Annotated in this window: 20 protein-coding genes and 1 tRNA gene; 12 read left to right on the top strand and 9 right to left on the bottom strand. The window is 61.5% G+C overall.

Translation table 11 applies throughout. The features are described from left to right. Positions 1–58 precede the first annotated feature (58 nt). Positions 59–562, bottom strand: coding sequence for a PACE efflux transporter (locus tag AAIL67_RS07415; RefSeq protein ID WP_003069587.1), 504 nt, complete (start codon positions 560–562; stop codon positions 59–61). Positions 563–655: 93 nt separating this feature from the next. On the opposite strand from AAIL67_RS07415, the gene AAIL67_RS07410 reads away from it, so the two are divergent. After that, positions 656–1,567, top strand: a complete 912-nt coding sequence (locus tag AAIL67_RS07410; RefSeq protein ID WP_034351314.1) for a LysR family transcriptional regulator — start codon at positions 656–658, stop codon at positions 1,565–1,567. A 125-nt stretch (positions 1,568–1,692) separates the two neighbouring features. Next, on the top strand, positions 1,693–2,802 hold the full coding sequence (locus AAIL67_RS07405; RefSeq protein WP_343483687.1) for a PPK2 family polyphosphate kinase: 1,110 nt from the start codon (positions 1,693–1,695) through the stop codon (positions 2,800–2,802). Positions 2,803–2,948: 146 nt separating this feature from the next. Here AAIL67_RS07405 and AAIL67_RS07400 read toward each other — a convergent pair whose 3' ends face one another. Further along, positions 2,949–3,872, bottom strand: coding sequence for a fumarylacetoacetate hydrolase family protein (locus AAIL67_RS07400; RefSeq protein ID WP_343483686.1), 924 nt, complete (start codon positions 3,870–3,872; stop codon positions 2,949–2,951). A 209-nt stretch (positions 3,873–4,081) separates the two neighbouring features. On the opposite strand from AAIL67_RS07400, the gene AAIL67_RS07395 reads away from it, so the two are divergent. Next, a complete protein-coding gene (locus AAIL67_RS07395) occupies positions 4,082–5,389 on the top strand; it encodes a Glu/Leu/Phe/Val dehydrogenase (RefSeq protein ID WP_034351570.1) in 1,308 nt (435 codons plus the stop codon). A 164-nt stretch (positions 5,390–5,553) separates the two neighbouring features. Here AAIL67_RS07395 and AAIL67_RS07390 read toward each other — a convergent pair. Continuing rightward, a tRNA-Met gene (locus tag AAIL67_RS07390) sits at positions 5,554–5,630 on the bottom strand. 181 nt (positions 5,631–5,811) lie between these two features. On the opposite strand from AAIL67_RS07390, the gene radA reads away from it, so the two are divergent. The 4 genes from radA to AAIL67_RS07370 all read left to right on the top strand — a co-directional run bounded on the left by radA (position 5,812) and on the right by AAIL67_RS07370 (position 9,205). Further along, on the top strand, positions 5,812–7,197 hold the full coding sequence (gene radA, locus AAIL67_RS07385; protein ID WP_034389918.1) for a DNA repair protein RadA: 1,386 nt from the start codon (positions 5,812–5,814) through the stop codon (positions 7,195–7,197). A 180-nt stretch (positions 7,198–7,377) separates the two neighbouring features. After that, positions 7,378–7,833: a glycerate kinase gene (locus tag AAIL67_RS07380; protein WP_343483685.1), complete on the top strand. Its 456-nt coding sequence runs from the start codon at positions 7,378–7,380 to the stop codon at positions 7,831–7,833. An 81-nt stretch (positions 7,834–7,914) separates the two neighbouring features. Further along, positions 7,915–8,853 (top strand): branched-chain amino acid transaminase, encoded by a 939-nt coding sequence (locus AAIL67_RS07375; protein WP_034382721.1) that lies wholly within the window; start codon positions 7,915–7,917, stop codon positions 8,851–8,853. 142 nt (positions 8,854–8,995) lie between these two features. Next, positions 8,996–9,205, top strand: coding sequence for a zinc-finger domain-containing protein (locus tag AAIL67_RS07370; protein WP_343483684.1), 210 nt, complete (start codon positions 8,996–8,998; stop codon positions 9,203–9,205). A gap of 45 nt (positions 9,206–9,250) precedes the next feature. Here AAIL67_RS07370 and AAIL67_RS07365 read toward each other — a convergent pair whose 3' ends face one another. Next, entirely contained in the window at positions 9,251–10,216 is a 966-nt protein-coding gene (locus AAIL67_RS07365) for a capsular polysaccharide synthesis protein (RefSeq protein ID WP_187771846.1), read from the bottom strand. Positions 10,217–10,278: 62 nt separating this feature from the next. Between AAIL67_RS07365 and AAIL67_RS07360 the strand changes: the two genes are divergently transcribed. Then, positions 10,279–11,412 carry a glycosyltransferase gene (locus AAIL67_RS07360; protein ID WP_045839280.1) on the top strand — a complete coding sequence of 378 codons (1,134 nt, stop codon included), beginning with the start codon at positions 10,279–10,281 and terminating at the stop codon, positions 11,410–11,412. Here AAIL67_RS07360 and AAIL67_RS07355 read toward each other — a convergent pair. Beyond that, positions 11,402–12,178, bottom strand: a complete 777-nt coding sequence (locus AAIL67_RS07355) for a glycosyltransferase family 25 protein (protein WP_343483743.1) — start codon at positions 12,176–12,178, stop codon at positions 11,402–11,404. The two genes, AAIL67_RS07360 and AAIL67_RS07355, sit on opposite strands and share 11 nt — an antisense overlap. Before the next feature lie 211 nt (positions 12,179–12,389). Here AAIL67_RS07355 and AAIL67_RS07350 point away from each other — a divergent pair, with 211 nt between their 5' ends. Continuing rightward, positions 12,390–13,541: an O-antigen ligase gene (locus AAIL67_RS07350; protein WP_343483683.1), complete on the top strand. Its 1,152-nt coding sequence runs from the start codon at positions 12,390–12,392 to the stop codon at positions 13,539–13,541. Here AAIL67_RS07350 and AAIL67_RS07345 read toward each other — a convergent pair. Together AAIL67_RS07345 and AAIL67_RS07340 are read right to left on the bottom strand one after the other, a co-directional pair. Then, positions 13,532–14,431: a lysylphosphatidylglycerol synthase transmembrane domain-containing protein gene (locus AAIL67_RS07345; protein WP_187771842.1), complete on the bottom strand. Its 900-nt coding sequence runs from the start codon at positions 14,429–14,431 to the stop codon at positions 13,532–13,534. The genes AAIL67_RS07350 and AAIL67_RS07345 overlap by 10 nt on opposite strands. A gap of 32 nt (positions 14,432–14,463) precedes the next feature. Continuing rightward, positions 14,464–15,480, bottom strand: a complete 1,017-nt coding sequence (locus AAIL67_RS07340; protein WP_034351303.1) for a glycosyltransferase family 2 protein — start codon at positions 15,478–15,480, stop codon at positions 14,464–14,466. Positions 15,481–15,745: 265 nt separating this feature from the next. Between AAIL67_RS07340 and AAIL67_RS07335 the strand changes: the two genes are divergently transcribed. Genes AAIL67_RS07335 through AAIL67_RS07325 form a run of 3 tightly spaced genes read left to right on the top strand, consistent with a single transcriptional unit; the run spans position 15,746 to position 19,466 of the window. Continuing rightward, positions 15,746–17,125, top strand: a complete 1,380-nt coding sequence (locus AAIL67_RS07335; protein ID WP_343483682.1) for a glycosyltransferase family 39 protein — start codon at positions 15,746–15,748, stop codon at positions 17,123–17,125. Next, complete coding sequence (locus tag AAIL67_RS07330; RefSeq protein ID WP_343483681.1) at positions 17,122–18,132, top strand: NAD-dependent epimerase; 1,011 nt, start codon at positions 17,122–17,124, stop codon at positions 18,130–18,132. The genes AAIL67_RS07335 and AAIL67_RS07330 overlap by 4 nt, the downstream gene beginning before the upstream one ends. Beyond that, on the top strand, positions 18,129–19,466 hold the full coding sequence (locus AAIL67_RS07325; protein ID WP_343483680.1) for a UDP-glucose/GDP-mannose dehydrogenase family protein: 1,338 nt from the start codon (positions 18,129–18,131) through the stop codon (positions 19,464–19,466). The genes AAIL67_RS07330 and AAIL67_RS07325 overlap by 4 nt, the downstream gene beginning before the upstream one ends. A gap of 52 nt (positions 19,467–19,518) precedes the next feature. Here AAIL67_RS07325 and AAIL67_RS07320 read toward each other — a convergent pair whose 3' ends face one another. Continuing rightward, positions 19,519–20,739: an ATP-binding protein gene (locus AAIL67_RS07320; RefSeq protein WP_034406734.1), complete on the bottom strand. Its 1,221-nt coding sequence runs from the start codon at positions 20,737–20,739 to the stop codon at positions 19,519–19,521. Beyond that, positions 20,739–21,488, bottom strand: a complete 750-nt coding sequence (locus AAIL67_RS07315; protein WP_034382708.1) for a response regulator transcription factor — start codon at positions 21,486–21,488, stop codon at positions 20,739–20,741. The genes AAIL67_RS07320 and AAIL67_RS07315 overlap by 1 nt, the downstream gene beginning before the upstream one ends. Between the last annotated feature and the right edge of the window lie 16 nt (positions 21,489–21,504).

The following is a 21,504-nucleotide window of genomic DNA, read 5'->3' as shown; positions in this document are numbered from 1 at the left end:
CTTTTTTCATAGCTATTCACGCTTTATGGAAAAGCGCCAGAGACATATCTGACTCAGGTCATGCAGCCACGGCCTGGGCCGAAGCCGGCAAGCCGAAGATGCGGTCAAAGGCCCAGTTGAAGGCAAAGGTGTAGACCATGAAGAACACCAGCAGGCCGGCTTCCATCACTGCAGCTTCCCACAGCGAGATGCCGAACCACCAGGCCATCAGCGGGATCAGCATGGCGGCGATACCGCCTTCGAAACCGATGGCGTGCACCACGCGGCGCATCAGGGAGCGGCCCTTGACGCTCTGGCGCGATTCCCATTTTTCGAACAGGTGGTTGAAGCTCAGATTCCAGCAGATCGCGATCACCGAGGCAGCCACGGCCATGACGCCGGAATCGCTGGCCTTCTGGCCGATGGCCATGAAGATCAGGCTGGAGACGATGATGGCAATGATTTCGTACAGACCCACATAGAGGATGCGACGTTTGGGACCTTGAAGGCCCTTGGCCTTGGCGGGGGTGGCAAAAGCGGCGGTATTTTTGAGAGAAACGGCAGAGGAAGAAGCGGATGCCATCGCTGAGGCTTGTTGAGACATGGGCTGCAGTGTATGTTCTATAAATTGAAGATAAAAGTCAGTTCCTTTCAATTTTTCTGACAGATCGACACCATGCCCTTTAGCGCCGACCAGGTTCCGCTGTTTCTTGCCGTGCTCGATGCCGGCTCTTTCTCAGCGGCTGCACGCAAGCTGGGGCGTGTGCCCTCGGCCGTCAGCATGGCCATTGCCCAGCTGGAGGCAGAGCTGGACCTGCAGCTGTTTGACCGCAGCGGACGCGAGCCCGTGCCCAGCGCCGCCGCCCGCGCGCTCGAGCCGCAGGCGCGCCTGCTGGCCGAGCAGTTGCAGTTGCTGAACTGGCAGGCTCAGGCGCTGCATGCCGGGCTGGAGGAAAGGCTGACGCTGGCCATCGCCCCCGAACTGCTGGCCACGCACTGGAGCGAACCGCTGAACCGGCTGGTGCGCGAGTTTCCTGCGCTGCCCATTGAGGTGCTGGCAGCTCCCCAGGCAGATGCGCTGGAGCTTTTGCATGCGGGCCGCGCCCATCTGGCCCTGGTGTTCGAGCGGCCCGCCATTGACGGGCGCGAGGGTTTCCAGGAAATGGGCCGCGAGACGCTGGTAGCCGTGATGTCGCCGCAGTTCGAACTCTGGCAGCAGGCGCTGGCCGAGCATGAGCAGGGCCGCACCACACGGCCACAGCTCACGGTGGAGCAACTGGCTGCCACGCGTCAGGTACTGGTGGCCAGCCGCGACCCGCAGCAGACAGATCCGCGCTTTGTGTTTGCGCGACAGCTCTGGCGCACGGACAGCCACCAGGCAGCGCTTTCGCTGATAAGTGCAGGCCTGGCCTGGGGCTGGCTGCCCAAGGGCCTGGTGGAGTCGCATATCGGCAGCGGTGCGCTGATGGAAATTCCCGTGCTCAACATCAGCAACGGCACGACCTTGTTCGTGGACTGGGTCTGGTCCAAGGAGCGGGCCCAGGGTCTGGCGGCCAGGCGCTTTGTGCAACTGCTGCGCGAGCGCTGAGCTCCATGGACTGGCCTTCAACATCTGGTCTTGAAGACAAAAATGCGTAAGGAGCAGAATGTAAAAGCGCCAGCCGCTAGTCATTCCATAGCGAATCAATTTGCACTGCACAGGAGTTTCAATACATGCCCCGTCAGCCCGCCAAAGCCGCCCCCGCCACATCGCCTGCTGCGACCGCCGAACCAGAGCGCCAGCCGGCACGCAAGCGCCTGCCGTTTCCGACCAGTGAATCGGTACAGGCCTCCAAGGCAGCCAGGCCATCGCCCTCCCGGCCTGTGCCGCGCAAAAAGCCTGCCGCCAAAACCGTGAGCCGGACCGCTGCGCCCACGGCAAAAGCGCCCGCCGCGGCCCAGGTCTATCCTTTCGAGACCAAGGACAAGGCGCTGCGCAAGCTATGGCAGCCCTGGCAACCGGGCCAGCCACGGGACAGTCGTTCGACCACCGGACACCCTCGGCCCGCAGTGGAGTTGCAGAAGTTCGACCCGTCCGCCAAGCCCTTCTCCTCCGACAAGGGCAAGCAATATGACAAGGACAGCGTGAACCAGCTGGCCGAGGCTCTGGACGGGCTGCAGAATATTTTCTATGCCGACCGGCGTTTCAAGCTGCTGGTCATCCTGCAGGGCATGGATGCCGCAGGCAAGGACGGCACGCTGCGCGCGGTCTTCGGTCGCATGTCGCCGCTGGGCGTGCGCACCGTGGGCTGGAAGGCGCCCACCGAAACCGAGAAGGCGCATGACTATCTGTGGCGCATTCACCAGCAGTTGCCAGGTGCGGGCGAGATCGTGCTCTTCAACCGCAGCCAGTATGAGGATGTGCTGGTGCCTGTGGTCAACGGCTGGCTCACGTCCGAGCAGCAGACCCAGCGCTATGCGCAGATCAACGACTTCGAGCGCATGCTCAGCGAGACCGGCACGGTGATCGTCAAGTTCATGCTGCACATCAGCAAGGACGAACAGCGCGAGCGGCTGCAGCAGCGGCTGGACGACCCCTGCAAGCACTGGAAGTTCGACGAGAACGACCTCAAGGTACGCGCCCAGTGGGACGACTATCAGCAGGCCTACGGCCAGCTGCTGGGCGCCACGCACACACCCTGGGCACCCTGGACCATCGTGCCCGCCGACTCCAAGACCCACCGCAATCTGATGGTAGCCACGGTGTTGCGCGAGGTGCTGGGCAATCTGGAGCTCAAGTATCCGCCCGGGGCACCGGCGCTGGATCACATCAAGGTCCGGTGACGCGGACAGCCACCTGTGTCCGCGCGTTGCTCTCATAAAAAGAGCTTTTTAGCATTTATGTTTAATGATTTTCAGATTGAAAGATATCTGAAATCATTCATCAAAAAGCGCTAGAAGCTCTTGTTTTTGAAGACTCCCAAGACGGATCAGAACTGCCAGCCCAGTCCGCCCAGACCTTCGAACTCCATCTCGAAGCGATCGCCAGCCTGCAGCGGCATGCAGCCGCACCAGGTCCCGGTCGTCACCACGGTACCGGCAGGCACGCTGCCGTATTCGCGCGCCACATGCTGCAGCCAGTCCACGAGCAGCCAGGCCGGGTCGCCCAGGCTGTGCGTTCCGGTAAAGCGCTGCGGCTGATCGCCATTCACGGTCACCGTGCACAGCTGCCGGGCCCAGTCGCGGCCGGCAATGACGGAAGCGCTCTGCCACTCGCCCAGCGCCAGTCCGCCATGGCATTGGCCGTCGGCCAGCAAGGCCAGGGCCGGGGCCTTGAGGCCGTCGCGCCAGCGCACATCCACCCATTCCACGGCCACGCAGACGGCATCCACCAGCGCCAGCGCGCTGTCGTAATCGAGGGCTGCGGCCTGCTCGGCGCTCACATCCTGGCCTATGCGCAGGGCGATCTCGGCCTCGGCACAGCGCAGATTGAAGACGGTGGCGGGCGCGGGCACCGGGTTCAATCCCTGGCGAATGCCGTCCTCGGGCAGCGGCACATGCAGCAGCGCGGCATCGCGGCCGGGGCCGCCGGACTTCCAGTAGCGCGGCGCGCGATCGGCAGGCCACCAGTTCCAGCTGCGCGCCAGCGCGCTTTGCACGGCACGGGCATCGGCGGCATCGCGCATCAGCGCTGCCACGTCGGCGCCCTGGGCCTGAGCCGTGCCCAATTTGCGCGACCACCACAGCGCATCGGCCGTGGCATAGCTGTCCTCGGGCAAATCGGGCCACAGCGTCTTCCAGTCGGGCAGCACCTCGTCCTGCGTCTGCAACTCGGGAGCCAGACCTATGGGCGGGGTATTGGCAAACGGTGCCGGGCCGCACCAGCCGCTTTTGCAATCATTGTTTTCAGACATGACGGCAATGATGGCAAATTTCCAGTCTCCATGTCAGCAATTCAGTGCTTGGCCCACATCCAGAGCGGCTTTCGAATGGTTATGCACAAAATGCATAGCATCTCAAACAAGAAGCCTTGGACAGGAAAATTCGGCGCGCGCACACTGTGAATCCCGGACAGCAAGGGCTTACAACGACCTTGCTCCACTCAGTCAACCAGGCCTACATCATGCAAGCCAAAGACTCTTCAGCGCTGTCCACAGCGCATGCTCTGCCCTCCTACCTCAACTCCGATCATCTCGGTCCCTGGGGCATTTATCTGCAACAGGTCGACCGTGTCACCCCCTACCTGGGCTCGCTGGCCCGCTGGGTGGAAACGCTCAAGCGCCCCAAGCGCATCCTGATCGTCGATGTCCCCATCGAGATGGACGACGGCCGTATCGCCCACTTCGAGGGCTACCGCGTGCAGCACAACCTGAGCCGCGGTCCCGGCAAGGGCGGTGTGCGCTTCCACCAGGATGTGACGCTGTCTGAAGTGATGGCACTGTCGGCCTGGATGAGCATCAAGAATGCCGCCGTGAACGTGCCCTACGGTGGCGCCAAGGGCGGCATCCGTGTCGACCCGCGAAAGCTGTCCAAGGCCGAGCTGGAGCGCCTGACACGCCGCTATACCAGCGAAATCGGTCTGCTGATCGGCCCCACCAAGGACATTCCGGCACCTGACGTGAACACCAACGGCCAGGTCATGGCCTGGATGATGGACACCTACTCCATGAACACGGGCGCCACGGCCACCGGCGTGGTCACGGGCAAGCCCGTGGATCTGGGCGGTTCGCTGGGTCGCGTCGAGGCCACGGGCCGCGGCGTGTTCACCGTGGGCGTGGAAGCAGCCAAGCTCACCGGCCTGAATGTGCAGGGCGCACGCGTGGCCGTGCAGGGCTTCGGCAATGTGGGCGGCACTGCGGGCAAGCTGTTTGCCGATGCCGGTGCCAAGGTCGTGGCCGTGCAAGACCATACAGGCACCATTCAGAACGCCAATGGTCTGGATGTGACGGCATTGCTGGAGCATGTGGGCAATACCGGCGGCGTGGGTGGCTTTGCCGGTGGCGAGGCCATGGATGCAGCCGCCTTCTGGGGCGTGGATTGCGACATCCTGATCCCGGCGGCACTGGAAGGCCAGATCACCGAGGAAAACGCCGGCCAGATCAAGGCCAAGCTCGTGATCGAAGGTGCCAACGGCCCCACCACTCCTGAGGCCGACGACATCCTCAGCGAAAAAGGCGTGCTGGTTCTGCCCGACGTGATTGCGAATGCCGGCGGCGTGACCGTGAGCTACTTCGAGTGGGTGCAGGACTTCTCCAGCTTCTTCTGGACCGAAGACGAAATCAACGCCCGTCTGGTGCGCATCATGCAGGAAGCCTTTGCCGGCGTCTGGGCCGTGGCCCAGGAGCACAAGGTGACACTGCGCACCGCCACCTTCATCGTAGCCTGCAAGCGCATTCTCCATGCCCGCGAGGCGCGCGGCCTGTATCCATGATCTGCCTCTGAAGCGGCTTTGCCGCTTCCCCCTCTCCGGTATCAACCGGAAGGGGGATACCGGCTTCGCCATCGGTCCGGCCCTAGCTTGCCGTCTCTTGGAGAGGGCAAGCGGCTTTGAGGCCCAAACGAAAAAAGCCTTCTGTTTCCAGAAGGCTTTTTGTTTGGTTGCGCGAGAAGGATTTGAACCTCCGACCTTTGGGTTATGAGCCCAACGAGCTACCAGACTGCTCCATCGCGCGGTAATTTGTTTCTCAACAGCAGTCGCTGTGTCGATAGGCGCAATTGTAGCCTAAATCGGCCTGTCATGCGGAGCAGTTATATAAACACGCGCTTTTTATGGTTACTGGCTCTGAGATTTGTCGCCAGCTCCCCATGGGCAGCAGCAATTGCCGCCCATGCCAGTCGGTATAGTTGCCGCCCATGGCCAAAGAGAAAACCACTTTCACCTGCAACGCCTGTGGCGGCACCAGCCCGCGCTGGCTGGGCAAATGCCCTGGCTGCGGCGCCTGGAACACCCTGGTCGAGACCGTGGCCGACTCCGCCTCGGGCGGCAAGAACCGCCTGAGCCAGCCCCAGGGCTATGCAGGTCTGGCCAATGCCCAACCCGTCACCCCGCTGTCGGCCATCGAGGCCCAGGATGTGGCGCGCACGCCCAGCGGTATCGAGGAGCTGGACCGCGTGCTGGGCGGCGGCGTGGTCGAAGGCGGCGTGGTGCTGATTGGCGGAGATCCTGGAATAGGTAAGTCCACACTTCTTTTGCAGGCCATGGATGCATTGCATCGTATCGGTCTGCCCACGCTCTATGTGACGGGCGAGGAAAGCGGCGCCCAGGTGGCGCTGCGCTCGCGCCGGCTGGGGCTGGACAACAGCCAGGTCAATGTGCTGGCCGAGATCCAGCTCGAGAAAATCCTGGCCACCGTGGAGGCCACCCAGCCCGCCGTGGTGGTCATCGACTCGATTCAGACCGTGTATTCGGACCAGCTTTCCTCGGCACCGGGCTCCGTGGCCCAGGTGCGCGAGTGCGCGGCCCATCTGACGCGCGCGGCCAAGACCACGGGCATCACCATCATTTTGGTGGGCCATGTGACCAAGGACGGCGCGCTGGCCGGCCCGCGCGTGCTCGAGCACATGGTGGACACGGTGCTCTATTTCGAAGGCGACACGCACAGCAACTTCCGCCTGGTGCGCGCCATCAAGAACCGCTTTGGCGCCGTCAACGAGATCGGCGTCTTCGCGATGACAGAAAAAGGCCTCAAGGGCGTGACCAACCCCAGCGCCATCTTCCTGAGCCAGCACAGCGAGCCCGTGCCCGGCAGCTGCGTGCTGGTGACACTGGAGGGCACGCGCCCCATGCTGGTGGAAATCCAGGCCCTGGTGGACCAGGGCGGCCCGGCCGCGCGCCGCCTCTCCGTCGGCCTGGACCGCGACCGGCTGGCCATGCTGCTGGCCGTGCTCAACCGCCATGCGGGCGTGGCCTGCGCCGACCAGGATGTCTTCGTCAATGCAGTGGGCGGCGTGCGCATCAATGAGCCTGCAGCAGACCTGGCTGTGATGTTAGCAATCACTTCCAGCCTGCGTGGCAAGTCACTGCCCAAGGGCTTTATCGCGTTTGGCGAGGTCGGTCTGGCCGGCGAGGTGCGCCCCGCCCCTCGGGGTCAGGAGCGTCTCAAGGAAGCAGCAAAGTTGGGATTCACTATCGCCGTGGTTCCCAAGGCCAATGCCCCAAAGAAACCCATCAGCGGCCTGACCATCCATGCCGTGGAGCGCGTTGATGAAGCCATTAACATCGTGCGCGGCATTGGCTGATGTATTTTGATAGCTGCTTGTGCTTTTGAATCATCGGTATCAGGCAATAAGTGATCTGAAATCGTTTCTCTAAATACGCATACAGCTACTGTTTTTGAAAACCCCTTGATCACAGCAGCCTGTACGGGCATACGCACTGTCCGCACACTCAAACCCATACCCTCGTATGACAATAAGCCCATGAATTTGCGCAATATTTTGGTTCCCCTGGGCTTGATCGTGCTGGTGATCGCGGCCTACAACTCTGCGGGCTGGCCCGGCGTGGCGGCCGTTGCAGGCGGCATCATCATGTGGGTGCTGCTGCACTTCACGCGCCTGATGTCCATCATGAAGAAGGCGTCGGACCGGCCTATCGGCTATGTGGGCAGCGCCGTGATGCTCAATGCCAAGCTCAAGCCCAAGGTCCCGCTGGTCCATGTGGTGGCCATGACCCGCTCCCTGGGTCAGCGTCTGTCCGAAGAGGGCCAGAGCCCGGAAATCTACCGCTGGACTGACGGTACACAGTCCCATGTGACCTGCGAATTTGTCGCTGGCCGTCTCATGAAGTGGGAGCTGCAGCGTCCCGAGCAAAAGGAAGACTCTGCGGCGGCTGATGCGCAAGCAACAGACCGGACATCTGCCCCGACCTCCCCCTAAAATGGCAGCTTCAGGAGACAAGCGCTGCCGCCGACCCGGCAGCAGCGCCCGCCGAACACACAACCCATAGAGGATGGTTTTATGAGCCCTGTTGTTCCCTCGATGTCCGACCGCGACGGCAAGATCTGGATGGATGGTCAGCTGGTGGAGTGGCGCGATGCCAAGATCCACGTGCTGACCCATACGCTGCACTATGGCTGCGGCGCCTTTGAAGGCGTACGCGCCTATGAAACCGCACAGGGCACGGCCATCTTCCGCCTCGAAGAGCACACCAAGCGCCTGTTCAACAGCGCCAAGATCCTGCGCATGCAGATCCCATTCAGCCAGGAGCAGGTCAACCAGGCTCAGGTCGAGGTGGTCAAGGCCAACGGCCTCAAATCCTGCTATCTGCGCCCGCTGACCTGGATCGGCGACCGCAAGCTGGGTGTCTCGCCCAAGGGCAACACCATCCACCTGATGGTGGCGGCCTGGGCCTGGGGCGCCTATCTGGGCGAGGAAGGCATGCAGCGCGGCATCCGCACCAAGATTTCCAGCTTCACCCGCCACCATGTGAACATCACCATGAGCCAGGCGAAGGCGGTGAGCAACTACACCAACTCCATCCTGGCCAATACCGAGGCTCTGGACGACGGCTACGACGAGGCCATCCTGCTGGACGCATCGGGCTTTGTCTCCGAAGGATCGGGCGAGAACATCTTTGTGATCAAGGATGGCGTGATCTACACCCCCGACCTGTCCGCTGGCGCACTCAACGGCATCACGCGCAACACCGTGCTGCACATCTGCAAGGACCTGGGCCTGGAAGTGGTGCAAAAGCGCATCACCCGCGATGAGCTTTACATTTCGGACGAGCTGTTCTTCACCGGCACTGCCGCAGAAGTCACGCCCATCCGCGAAGTGGACCGCGTGCAGATCGGCGAAGGCCGCCGCGGCCCGATCACCGAGAAAATCCAGGCGGCCTACTTTGACATCGTCAACGGCCGCAATCCCAAGTACGCACACTGGCTGACCTTGGTATAAATCACCCCCTGGGCGGCTTTGCCGCTTCCCCCCGGGGGACAGCACCGTCGCTGCGGGACGGCCCTTGCTTGGTGCTTCTGACCTCAATTGCGCCAGTATTTCCGGCCATGCTTCATTATTGAAAACACGAAAGACACGAGAAATGACCACGAATGCCGTCGTCGAACTGGCCGCCAAAGACCTCAACGCACAAGGTGGCGTGTTCTGCCCCAGCCCCAAGGCCGACATGAAACTGTGGGACAGCCACCCCAAGGTCTATCTGGACGTGGCCAAGACCGGCGACGCCAAATGCCCTTATTGCGGCACGACCTACCGCCTCAAGGCCGGTGAGGTGTTTGCTGGCGGGCATTGAAGCAACCACCGTTCATGAAAGAGGCTCCCGATAGGAGCCTCTTTTTTATGCCTCGGGATTGAGAGCCCGATGCCAGGTGCTGCCTGGCACTGCCCCGCCATGGGCTTTGAACATTTCCGTGAAATGCCGCCTCTCTCCGCCTCTGAGCTTGACGATGGGAGCACTGATCTTCGGCCCCTGAACCCGACACAACTGGGGATACAGCAAATACCATTTCCAGCGCAAGGCATGGTGATAGTAATAAGCCGAGTCCTCGGCCTTGAACAATGCCATGCGTGAATACTGTCTTTGGCGCAGCACCTGCTGTGCCGTGACATGGATCAGCAGGTAATGAGGATCGCCAATGTTCTGCCGGATATCGACCCAATCGGGCTGTGCCTGGAGCCGCTGCAGATAGGCCTCGGTTCCCTCGACAATCAAGGCTTGGTGAAATTCCCGCTGCCAGGCGACGATGAAATCGGAGCCCGCCAAAGCGCCAAATGCCCAGCTTTCGATCACAGGCCTCTGCACCTGGGTGGTGAATTTCTCAAGATAGAAACCCACAAACTCAGTCCTGGAGTCGACGGCTGCCTGCATCCAGCCCAACGAGCGCGTCAGCAGGGTGCTGGCATCCAGCCAGAAGCCTCCATGCAGGGCCACGAGGTACAGGCGCAGCCAGTCAGATTGTTTGGTGGGATGCAGCTCATGGAACCGGGCAGGCAAAGCTTCTTGTGCCACGTACTGGGCCAGGTTGCCAGGATGCACAAGGCATACTTCATAATCCGGACACTGCAAACGCCAGCTCTGGATGCATTCGCGCACAAACGAGTCGGGCTGAGCATGGTTCCAGTAGGTCCACAATTTCCTGGGAATCGCAGCGCCCGGCGACGCCGCTAATTGCGGTGCGGGAGCAGCTACCTTGCCTTCGACAATGACCGGTATTGCGTCGCAATAGCTTGCTGAGGATTTCAGCGTCCGGGGCTGAACCAGCTTCAATGCGCTTTTGAATAATTGGGCAGGAATCCGGGTCATGGTGCGGAGAACAAAAAGAAACAATAGACGCAAATGATCTGTGCAGATTGTCCATCAGAACAATGAACTCACACTCTTTCCCTGAGCCAAAAACTGACGCTACAACGCCGATCCGAATCCTGCACTTCGTGACCGGAGGGTTTTCCGGCGCCACCCAGGTCGCGGTAGACCTGAGTCTGGCCGCACTACACACGCCAGGCTATGAAGTTCTGCTGGTGCTGCGCCGCAAGCCCAGCACGGATGAGCGCAAGATCGATGCCCTGCGCCAGCAAGGCCTGCAGGTCAAGGTGGTGTCCAACTGGCTGCATGCACTCACCGTCTGGGAGTTGCGCAAAGTCATTCGAGACTTCAAGCCCGATGCGATGTTCGCCCATGGTTTCAGCGACCATATCTGGGGCAGGCGCGCTGCTGCAGCCGAGGGTGTGGCGCATATCTTTCATGTGGAGCACAACTCGCGTGAGCGCTACACGCCGCGTCGTCTGCGCCAGGCCCTGGCGCTGGAGCCGTTCACCCAGGCCCATATCGGCGTCTCTGAAGGCGTCAGAACCAGTCTGGTCGAACGAGGTTTCCCGGCCGAAAAATGCATTGCCATCTGCAACGGCATCGACCTGACACGCTTTGCTCAAGACGCCATGCCCCAGCGCTGGCAGGAACGCGAGCCGGCCATTTACATGGCGTCGCGCTTTGCGCGCCAGAAAGATCACGACACGCTGATCAGGGCTCTGGCCGCGCTCAGGCAACGCGGCCTGACGCCCACACTCTATCTGGCCGGCGCAGGCAAGAGTTCGCTCAGGGCCAGAGCCGAGCGGCTGGTGGCTGAGCTGGGACTTGAGCAGCAGGTTCGCTTCCTGGGCAATGTCTCGGACCTGCCCCAGCGACTGTCCAGAACTCAGATCTTTGTTCTGGCTACGCACTGGGAAGGCATGCCTCTGGCGCTGGTGGAAGGCATGGCCGCAGGCTGTGCCTGTGTGGTGTCCGATGTCATCGGAGCCCGGGAAGTCGTCACCCCCGAGGTGAACGGCCTGCGGGTGCGGGAGTCAGACCCCGACTCCATGGCAGACGCTTTGCAAAGACTGCTCCAGAATCCAGCGCTGGCCCAGAGCCTGGGCGCAGCGGCGCGCGTCCACGCACTAAGCCACTACGGACGAGAACAGATGTGGTCCCACTATCAAAGACTGCTGCCGGTCAGCGCTTGAGAACTGCCGTTACAAGAGGCTTTGAAGCCCGAAAGTTCCCCCAGCTCAAAGCCAGCTTCATCTTGAATTTGCGCATTTTTTGCAAACGATTCGCCGGTGCTTCTTTTTGGGCCCAGATGCTGCTGATCTCGCTGGTGTCATCCAGAGAAATGACCGAGGGGTAGACCCCGTACACACGCAGGTCGTTCTCAAACCAGAAGCGAATATCCACATCGACTGGTCTATCGAAGGGAACACGTGCCTCCAGCATCTTGCGGGCACCGGATCGACTGATGACATAGCCGGCAGCAAAGCTGGGCACCCGCTGATAGGAGATCAGTTGCAAAGATCCCTGAACCAACGGACCTTGATCCGCGATCTTTTCCGGCTCGCGCCCGTAGAGCTTGATCATGTCCCAGCTGCCATCGGTGGGCAGTGCTTCAATCGCGGCCAGCGCCTGGGGCAAATCCGGCAGAAGCCGCACATCATCCTCGAAGACAACCATGGCAGGAGCGTCGCTATCCATGAGTTGCTGCCATGACCTCAGATGGCTGGCGTAACAGCCCTTCTCTCCGTTGCTCAGGGGTTTGAAGTAGCGGCCATGGCTTTGCGGCGCACAGAAGTAACGTTTTTGCTCGGCCTCGGACAGATCCGCCCACCACACTGCAGGCAAGCGCGACGCTGTCAACCCCATTTGCGAGAACTGGGCTGTCATCCGCTCGCGGCGCTTTGCATCCTTGGACAGATTGATAAAGACAATGGGTAATGACGACATACACTTCTGCACCGAATACAAGACCTGCAGTGTAGGTTGAAGCCAACTGCCTCGCAGGAGAACCTGATTGACAACTATGAATGTGCCTACACAAGTCACACCTCGAACCGGCAAGCGGGCGACTGCTCTTGCGCATGCCCTGGATGCCGCCTGCTTTGCATTCTTTGCGTTGAGTCTTTGCGTCCCCTCTGGCTACTCTTACGGATCCACGGCCCTGGCTCTTTTGACTCTCGCCGGTTGTATCGCGGCCCGCCCCCAAGGCCTTGCCAGGCGCGAGACTTTCGTGCTGGCGGGGCTTCTGCTGGTGCTGGGCCTGCTCTGGAGCCTGTCCTTCGACCACTGGTTCTCGGCGGCGGGCTGGGGTTATGGCGCGAAATACGCGCTGGCCGCTCTCTGCCTCTGGTATCTGAGCAAAACAGGTATCCGGCTCACTGCCATTGTCTGGGGCCTGGCTCTGGGGAGTATGGGTGCCCTGGCGATTGCTGCGTATCAGGCCGGCGTGCTCAAGATGCTACGTGTCTCCGGCTTTACCAATGCCATCCAGTATGGTGGCATCGCCATGTATATGGGTTTTGCCACCTTGTCCCTGGCTTTGCTGGGCCGCTGGAGCAAGTCTCAAACAGCAGCTCTGGGGCTAATGGCTGCATGCGGTATTTATGCGTCCTTTCTTTCCGACTCCCGCGGCTCCTGGGTCGTGATACCGCTGCTGATCGCGGCCATCTGGCTGATGGCATGGCTCAATGGCTACAAGCGTCTGGCCAGCATGACGGCGGCAGCCATGCTGCTGCTCGGGCTGGTCGTGGCAGTGCCGGCCTACCAGAAGCTGGAACAACGAAGCAGCGAAGCTGCTCGGGAAGTCTCACAGTATCTGCAAGACCCGCAGAAATATGCAGTGACCTCTGTCGGCCAGCGTCTGGAGCAATGGCGGCTTGCCATACATCTGATCGAACAGCGCCCCTTCAGCGGCTGGGGACTGGCCGGCTATTCTGCAGCCAAGCAGCAAATGGTCGATCAAGGCCTGGCCCACCCTTCGGTCATGGAATATGGGCATGCGCACAATGAAATCCTGGATATGTGGGTCAAGCGCGGGCTGCCGGGTCTGATCCTGCTGCTGGCGTTCTATGCCGTGCCTGCAGCCATTTTCTGGCCCACGCAGCGCCGTCTGGCGCATGCCGATGCGGCGCAGCGCTCCAAGCTGCTGGCTCTGCGCGCGGCCGCCACGCTGCTGCCGCTGGCCTATTTCGGCTTTGGCTGGACCCAGGTGTTCTTCGCGCACAACAGCGGAAACATGTTCTATATTTTCAGCCTCGCCGTGCTCTGGGGCGGTATTTGCAGAATGGAAACCCAGTCTGCAGTCACCAAAATTCAGTCCTGAGACCTGCCCGGCAGACCCAGGGCCAGAGCTCCCAGAGCCCCCTGGCCCAGGGCAAAGACACCATACAAGAGCCCAACCCCAACCGCTAGTACCGCAGGGACTCCGAAGGGAGCCAGGGCTGCCACAGCAGCAGCTTCACGGGTGCCCCAGCCGCCCACACTGACAGGCAGTGCAGCCATCAAAAACACGGGGGCGATGACAAAGGCCCAAACGGCCAGCGGCAAATGCAGGCCCAGAGCCATGGCCCCACAGGCCAGCGCACCAGCAGACAGCAATTGCACCAATGCCGAGGATGCTGCTTGCACCCACAGTTGCAGCAGGAAGTTCGGGCTGCTTGCCGCCAAGCGCACAGGCTCCATCCATGCACCAGGCAACTTGAGCCAGTTGCTGCGCAGGCCCTGCAGAGCAGCCCAAGGCAGCAGCAACCACAGCATGATGACGACAAGCAGCAGAGCGATGAAAACCGTGGTGTTCATGTGTATCCAGGGGGCCAGTGTGGAAGCACAGGCCACCGCCCCCAGGCCACCGATCGCGCACAACATCCACAGACCGCTGACGCGATCCAGAATCACCGAAAGATTGCTTGCCGCCTTGGCCTGCCCGGTCTTCTGCAGCGCAATCGCACGATAGACATCACCGCCCACAACAGCGCCAGGCAGCAACACATTCAGGCCAATGGCCTGAAAGTACCAGCGTATGCCAGAGGCCAGCGACATCTCGGCCCCGAGCCACCGCGCCATGGCACGCCAGCGCCATGCCGACACCGCGTTCGAGGCAATGGAAATCCCCAAGCCCCCCAGCAACCACCAGGGGCTGGCCTGCTGCAGCCGGCCCCACAGTTGCACAGGGTTGGCGAGATAGACAACGGCGGCCAGCAAAGCGATGCCCATCAGGGCTCGGACAACCGCCTTACGCGCCTTGCTCACAGGACCGTAGTCTCGGTTTTCGCTGTTTTTTCTTCGGGCTTGTGCCTGGCTGCGCTGTAATCCTTGGCGTGGTACTGAAGGCCACTGCCCGACTCGTAATAGATACGCGTCAGCAGCTCGCCGATCAGGCCCGCTGCGATGAACTGCATGCCCATCAGCACCAGCATGACTCCCGCCATCAAGAGGGGTCGGCCGCCAATCGATTCGCCCATGATCTTCTGTGCCAGCAGCCACAGCAGGATCAGCACGCCAGGCGTTGCCATCCACAGTCCCATACCGCCAAAGGCATGCAGCGGACGCTGGCGAAAGCGCATGAAAAAGACAATGAAGATCAGATCCAGAATCACCCGGAAGGTGCGATCTATGCCGTATTTGGAAACACCGCGCGTGCGTGCATGGTGACGCACCGGAATCTCCGTGATACGCGCACCGGCATCACGCGCCAGTGAGGGAATGAAGCGGTGCATCTCGCCATAGAGGCGAATGCGGTCAATGATTTCGCGGCGATAGGCCTTCAATGCACAGCCATAGTCATGCAGCTGCACATTGGTGAATTTGGAAATCAGGCGGTTGGCCAGCACCGAGGGAAGGCGACGCGACAGGGCCTTGTCCTGGCGGTTCTTGCGCCAGCCCGAGATCATGTCCACATCGGGGTCGTTTTCCAGACGTTCCAGCAACAGCGGAATATCGCCGGGTTCGTTTTGCAGGTCGGCATCCAGCGTGACCACATACCGGCCGCGCACCCGGTCAAAACCGGCCTGCAAGGCACTGGACTGACCGTAGTTGCGCACCAGACAGACGGCACGCACCCAGGGATGCTGTTCGGCCAGCTCGCGCAGACGTCTGGCACTGCCATCCGTCGACCCATCGTCCACCGCAATCAGTTCGTAGCTCAGTGACTGGGTGCGCATGGCCTCATCAATGCGGGCCACCAGATCGGGCAGATTATCGAACTCGTTATAAACAGGAACAACGATGGAAACTTCGGGATTGGAATCGTGCACGGACGTCATGCTCAATGATTTTGGATAACAGTCACCTATACTAACTGAATACCCTAGGTGCCATTTGCGCCAGGCCCATTGTTTGGCCTGCAAAGCCAAGCGCAATCGTAAGTGCGCACTATCAAAACATGTGCACCCGCCAAATCCTATGGCATCAAACTCCTCGACTTCTATTCGCCCAGACTGGCAGCAGACCCTTTATGCCAAGCCATGGATATGGCTGGCTCTTTTAGTTTGTGCCCATATCGTTTCCCGTATCAGCATTTCAGCAGGCATGAAATGGGATGAATCCGAACAGATTCTCTGGGCCCAGCAATTGCAACTAGGCTATGGCCCGCAGCCGCCTCTGTATACCTGGATGCAATGGGCGGTCTGTCAGCTTCTCGGCCCTTCGGTGCTGGCTCTGGCATTGCTCAAACATCTGCTGATTGCCCTGGCCTATTGCCTGGCATGGCTGGCTGGCCGGCAGTTGCTCAATCAAAAAGGTGCCTGGTGGGTTGCCGCAGGTCTGCTGCTGATGCCGCCCTTCGGCTGGGACTCGCTGCGCGACCAGACTCATACGGTGATGGTGACGGCCATGACCATGGGCTTGTGGTGGGCGGTACTGCGCCAGGTTCAAAAGCCGCAAGCCGTCAATTTTGTCTGGATCGGCCTCTTCTGCGGTCTGGGCATGCTGTCCAAATACAGCTATGCCATGCTCATTGGCGCCTTGTTCGTGGCCTCCATGACGGTGGCACAGGTCCGCTCGGCCATCTTCGCCAGGGGCTGGTGGCTGGCTCCGCTGGTGGGCTTGCTGGTGTTTGCGCCCCATGCCTTCTGGCTGGCTTCGCACTGGGGCATGGCAACCACCGAGACCGTACAGAAGATGTCCATCTCCACCGAGGCCTCGCATCTGAAAGGTCTGGGCAATCTGCTCAAGGCCCTGCTTTCCACCCTGGGCCTGTGGCTGATTGCCGCCGTACTCAGCTATCGCTCCAGACTCTGGAAGCCCGGCACCGACGCGTCTTTGCCCAGCCAGGAATGGGCCAGGCCTTTGCTGCGCAACTACCTGCTCATCATTGCCGTCTGCCTGCTGGCCATGGTGCTGGCAGCTGATGTCACGGACTTCAAGCAGCGCTGGATGCTGCCTCTGACGGCCATTGCACCCTTGGCCCTGTATGTCTGGCGCCCGGCACTGCTGGAGCAGGGCGTGGGCCGCCTGTTCACCGTCTTCGTCATCGTCTTTGCCCTGATCTTTCTGATCATGGCCACGCTGCGCCCCTGGCAGGGCGGTCGCAAGAACGATCCCGACGAACTCAACCATCCGGTCAAGACACTGGCCCAGGAACTGAGCCAGGCTGGCTACAGCGGCAAGGGAGTCATCGTTGGCTCGGACCATATGCTGGCGGCCATGCTGCATTCACAGTTCCCGCAAACCTACGCCCTGGGCTGCTCCGATGGCTCCCAGCTGAGGCAGTGCCTGTCTCAGGCCGGCGCCGATACCACAGGCGGCCTGCTGCTGATCACACGCGCCGACAAGCCCGTCGCGGGCTGGTGGGACGGCATCTTCACCACCCAGGCAAAAACCGCGCTGCAAACACTGAGCATCCCTTTCGAGAAAATGCCTGCCAGCGCAACACCTGCGCAATACCAATATCTCTGGATTGCCCCATGAATCCCGTCCTGATCACCGGCTGTGCCGGCTTTATCGGCATGCATTGCGCCAAGCGACTGCTTGAGCAAGGTGTGGCCGTGGTTGGCATCGACAACCTCAACAACTACTACGATGTGGCGCTCAAGCATGCCCGCCTCACCGAGTTGCGCCCACACGCCCACTTCCGCTTTGTGGAACTCGATCTGGCGGATCGGCAAGGCATGGCCGACCTGTTTGCCGAGGTAGCCCCCAGCAAAGTTCTGCACCTGGCCGCACAAGCCGGTGTACGCTACTCCATTGATCAGCCCGACGACTACACCGACTCGAATCTGCTGGGCTTTGGCAATGTCCTGCAAGGCTGCCGCAAGCACCAGGTCGAGCATCTGGTCTATGCCAGCAGCTCCAGCGTCTATGGCGGCAACACCAGGATGCCGTTTGCCGAAAGTGATGCGGTAGACCACCCCATCAGCTACTACGCGGCCACCAAGAAGGCCAATGAGCTGATGGCCCATAGCTATGCGCACCTGTACGGCATTCCCACCACAGGCCTGCGCTTCTTCACGGTGTACGGCCCCTGGGGCCGCCCCGACATGGCCTTGTTCAAGTTCACCAAGGCCATGCTGGCGGGCGAGAGCATCGATGTCTATGGCGAAGGCAAGCTGGTGCGCGACTTCACCTATATCGACGATATCGTCGAAGGCATCATGCGCGTGCTGGACAAGCCCGCCACGCCCGATGCCGGCTATGACAGCCAGAACCCCAACCCCGGCACCAGCACCGCGCCCTATCGCATCTTCAATATCGGCAACAACTCGCCCACCGTGCTGATGGACTACATCGCAGCACTGGAGGGCGCCCTGCAAATTACCGCCCGCAAGCAAATGCTCCCCATACAGCCCGGCGACATGCACAGCACCTCGGCCGACACACGTGCCCTGCAAGCCTGGGTCGGCTTCTCGCCAGCCATGCCCGTGGCCACGGGCGTGCAGCATTTTGTGGATTGGTATCGCTCTTTTTATCGCGTATGAAAGTTACTGTCTTTGGTACCGGCTATGTCGGTCTTGTGCAAGGTGCCGTGCTGGCCGATGTCGGCCACCAGGTGCTTTGCGTGGATGTGGATGAGAAGAAAGTCGCGGCACTCAAGGCTGGCCAGATTCCCATCCATGAACCAGGCCTCGATGCACTCGTCATCAACAACCAGCAACTGGGTCGTTTGCGGTTCACCACCAATGCCGCCGAAGGCGTGGCGCACAGCGAGCTGATCTTTCTGGCCGTGGGCACGCCGCCCGACGAAGACGGCAGCGCCGACCTGCAATATGTGCTGGCCGTGGCCCGCACCATCGCCCAGCACATGGACGGACCGCGCATCGTCATCAACAAATCGACCGTGCCCGTGGGCACGGCGGACAAGGTCTCGACCGTGATTGCCGAAGGCCTTGCACAGCGCAATCTGCAGCACCCTTTCGATGTGGTGTCGAACCCCGAGTTTCTCAAGGAAGGCGCGGCAGTGGGCGATTGCCAGCGTCCGGACCGCATCATCATAGGCACCGGCAACCCGGCTTCCGAAGCCAAGCTGCGCGAGCTCTACGCTCCCTTCAACCGCAATCGCGACAAGATCGTGATGATGGATGTCCGAAGCGCCGAGCTGACCAAATATGCGGCCAATGCCATGCTGGCGACCAAGATCAGCTTCATGAATGAGATTGCCAACCTGGCGGAAAAGCTGGGTGCCAATGTGGAGGCCGTGCGCCGCGGCATTGGCAGCGACCCGCGCATCGGCTACCACTTCATCTACCCAGGCGTGGGCTATGGCGGCAGCTGCTTTCCCAAGGACGTGAAGGCGCTGATCCACACCGCCAGGGAGGTCGAGTTTGAGCCTCTGCTGCTCAATGCCGTAGAGGACCGCAACCATGCCCAGCGCAATGTGCTGTTCGAGCGCATCAGCGCCTTCTACAGCGGCCAGCTTGAGGGCAAGACCATCGCCGTCTGGGGCCTGGCTTTCAAGCCCAATACCGACGATATGCGCGAAGCGCCCAGCCGCAATCTTCTGGAGTCGCTCTGGGCCGCCGGTGCCAAGGTGAAAGCCTACGATCCCGTTGCCATGAAGGAAGCCCGTCGCATCTACGGCGAGCGTGCCGACCTGGAGCTGGTGGATAGCCCCCTGGCTGCCGTGCAGGATGCAGACAGTCTGGCCATCGTGACCGAATGGCAGATCTTCCGTGCGCCGGACTTCGACCTGCTGGCCACAACACTGAACGACAGAATGATTTTTGACGGCCGCAACCTCTACGAGCCTGCCCTGCCTGCCAGCCATGGCCTGGGCTATGTCTCCATAGGCCGCCCCGCCCAGCAGCCGCGCTGAAACAAAAAGCCCCGCAGGCAGAAACCTGCGGGGCTTTTCCTTGGACTGCTGCTCAGGCCAATGGCAAGCTGATCACGAAGCTCGCACCGCTACCGCCATCTTTGCGTGCCTCGCAGTGCACCGTGCCGCCATGCCGCTCGGCGATCGAACGCACCAGCGACAGGCCCAGGCCCACGCCGCCGGAGCGCTCGCTGGCCCCAGGCAGGCGATAGAACTTCTCGAAGATACGCTCGCGCTGCGCCTTGGGAACCCCGGGGCCGTGATCCTCGACACGGATCAAGGCCATGCCATCCTGTTTGGACAGGGACAGAGTGATCTCGCCCTCGCTGTAGCGGCGCGCATTCTCCAGCAGATTGCGCACGGCACGGCGCAGCAGTTTCGCGATCCCCTGCACCTCAAGCGGACCATCGGTCTGCATCTCCAGATCGGCATCGATGCGCGCGCATTCCTCGGCCGCCAGACCGATCAGATCGACCGACTCCACCGTGCCCACATCGACCTCGCTGGAGTCCAGGCGGCTGGCCAGCAGGATCTCGTCGACCAGTTGGTCAAGCTCGCCAATATTGCGCTGGATCTCGGCCTTGGCGCGTGCACTGGCCGGGTCGTCACCCATGAACTCCAGGCCCATGCGGATGCGCGTCAACGGCGAGCGCAGTTCATGCGAGGCATTGGCCAACAGAGATTTGTGAGACGTCATCAAGGTCTCTATGCGCGCTGCAGCAGCGTTGAACTGGTGCGCCAGATCCGCCACCTCATCGTGACCATGCTCGGGGACACGCACCGACAGATCGCCCTCGCCAAAGCGCTTGACGCCGCGCTGCAGGTTTTCCAGACGCTTGAGCAGACGGCGAATGATGGGGAACACACCCACAACCACTGCCACGCCGACCAGGCCCAGCATCCACAGAAAGCCGAACGGCGGCCGCAGCCAGAAGGCGACGGCACCGTCACGCGGGGGAGGGCGGCCCTCACGCCACTCGCGTGGCGCCATCCATAGCTCATAGACCTGCCCGTCCCTGGCGGCAATTTCAAAACGCACGCCATCCACGGGCGAGCCGGAGATGCGGTTGCCGCGCCCCTCCACCAGCACCTCGCCCTCAGGGCCCTTGAGTACCATCTCGCGCGAGGGAGGCGTGGTGCTGTTCTGGGCGCGCTGCTCTTCGGCAATATTCCAGGCCCAGGCCACGCACAGCGTGAGCACGGCCACGCCGACCACCACGGCCAGCCAGATGCGCAGATAGAGGCGCTGGGAGAAGATGTGCAACAGCTTCATCAGTCTTGCTGCTTGGCAAAGACATAGCCCACGCCGCGCACCGTGAGAATGCGCTTGGGAGCCTTGGGGTCGGCCTCGATGGCGGCGCGGATGCGGCCCATGTGCACGTCGATGGAGCGGTCGAAGGCCTCCAGTTCGCGGCCGCGCACGGCTTCCATGATCTGGTCGCGCGTCAGAACGCGACCGGCGCGCTCGGCCAGTGCCACGAGCAGGTCGAACTGGTAGGAAGTGAGATCGGCCTGCTGCTCGCCCACCGACACGGTGCGGGCATCACGATCGATTTCCAGGCTGCCGAAGCGCATGACGGCATTGGCGGGGGCCGCCTGGCTCTCGCTGCCTTTACGGCGCAGGATGGCGCGAATGCGGGCCAGCAGCTCGCGCGGCTCGAAAGGCTTGGGCAGATAGTCGTCGGCGCCCAGCTCCAGACCGATGATGCGGTCCATGGGATCACCCTTGGCGGTCAGCATCAGCACCGGGACCTGTGCGGGGGCACCAGGCATGGAACGTATGCGACGGCAGACTTCGAGACCGTCCATGTCGGGCAGCATCAGGTCAAGGATCACCAGATCGGGCAGCTCGACCGAGCCACCATCGCTGGGCTGCAGCTGTTCCAGGCCGCTTTTGCCGTCAGCCATATGGGTCACTTCCAGGCCGTTATTGCCCAGGTAATCGCTCACCATTTGCGCTAGGCGAACGTCGTCCTCAATCATCAGAAGTTGGTGCGTGCTCATAGGGGGCAGTGTAGTCATGCTCGCGCCTCGGTAT

Origin of the sequence: Comamonas sp. A7-5 (assembly GCF_039581385.1) — a bacterium.
Taxonomy (GTDB): Bacteria; Pseudomonadota; Gammaproteobacteria; order Burkholderiales; family Burkholderiaceae_C; genus Comamonas; species Comamonas thiooxydans.
The sequence above is the reverse complement of the archived record's forward strand: the minus strand, read 5'-3'. Positions and strand labels throughout refer to the sequence as shown.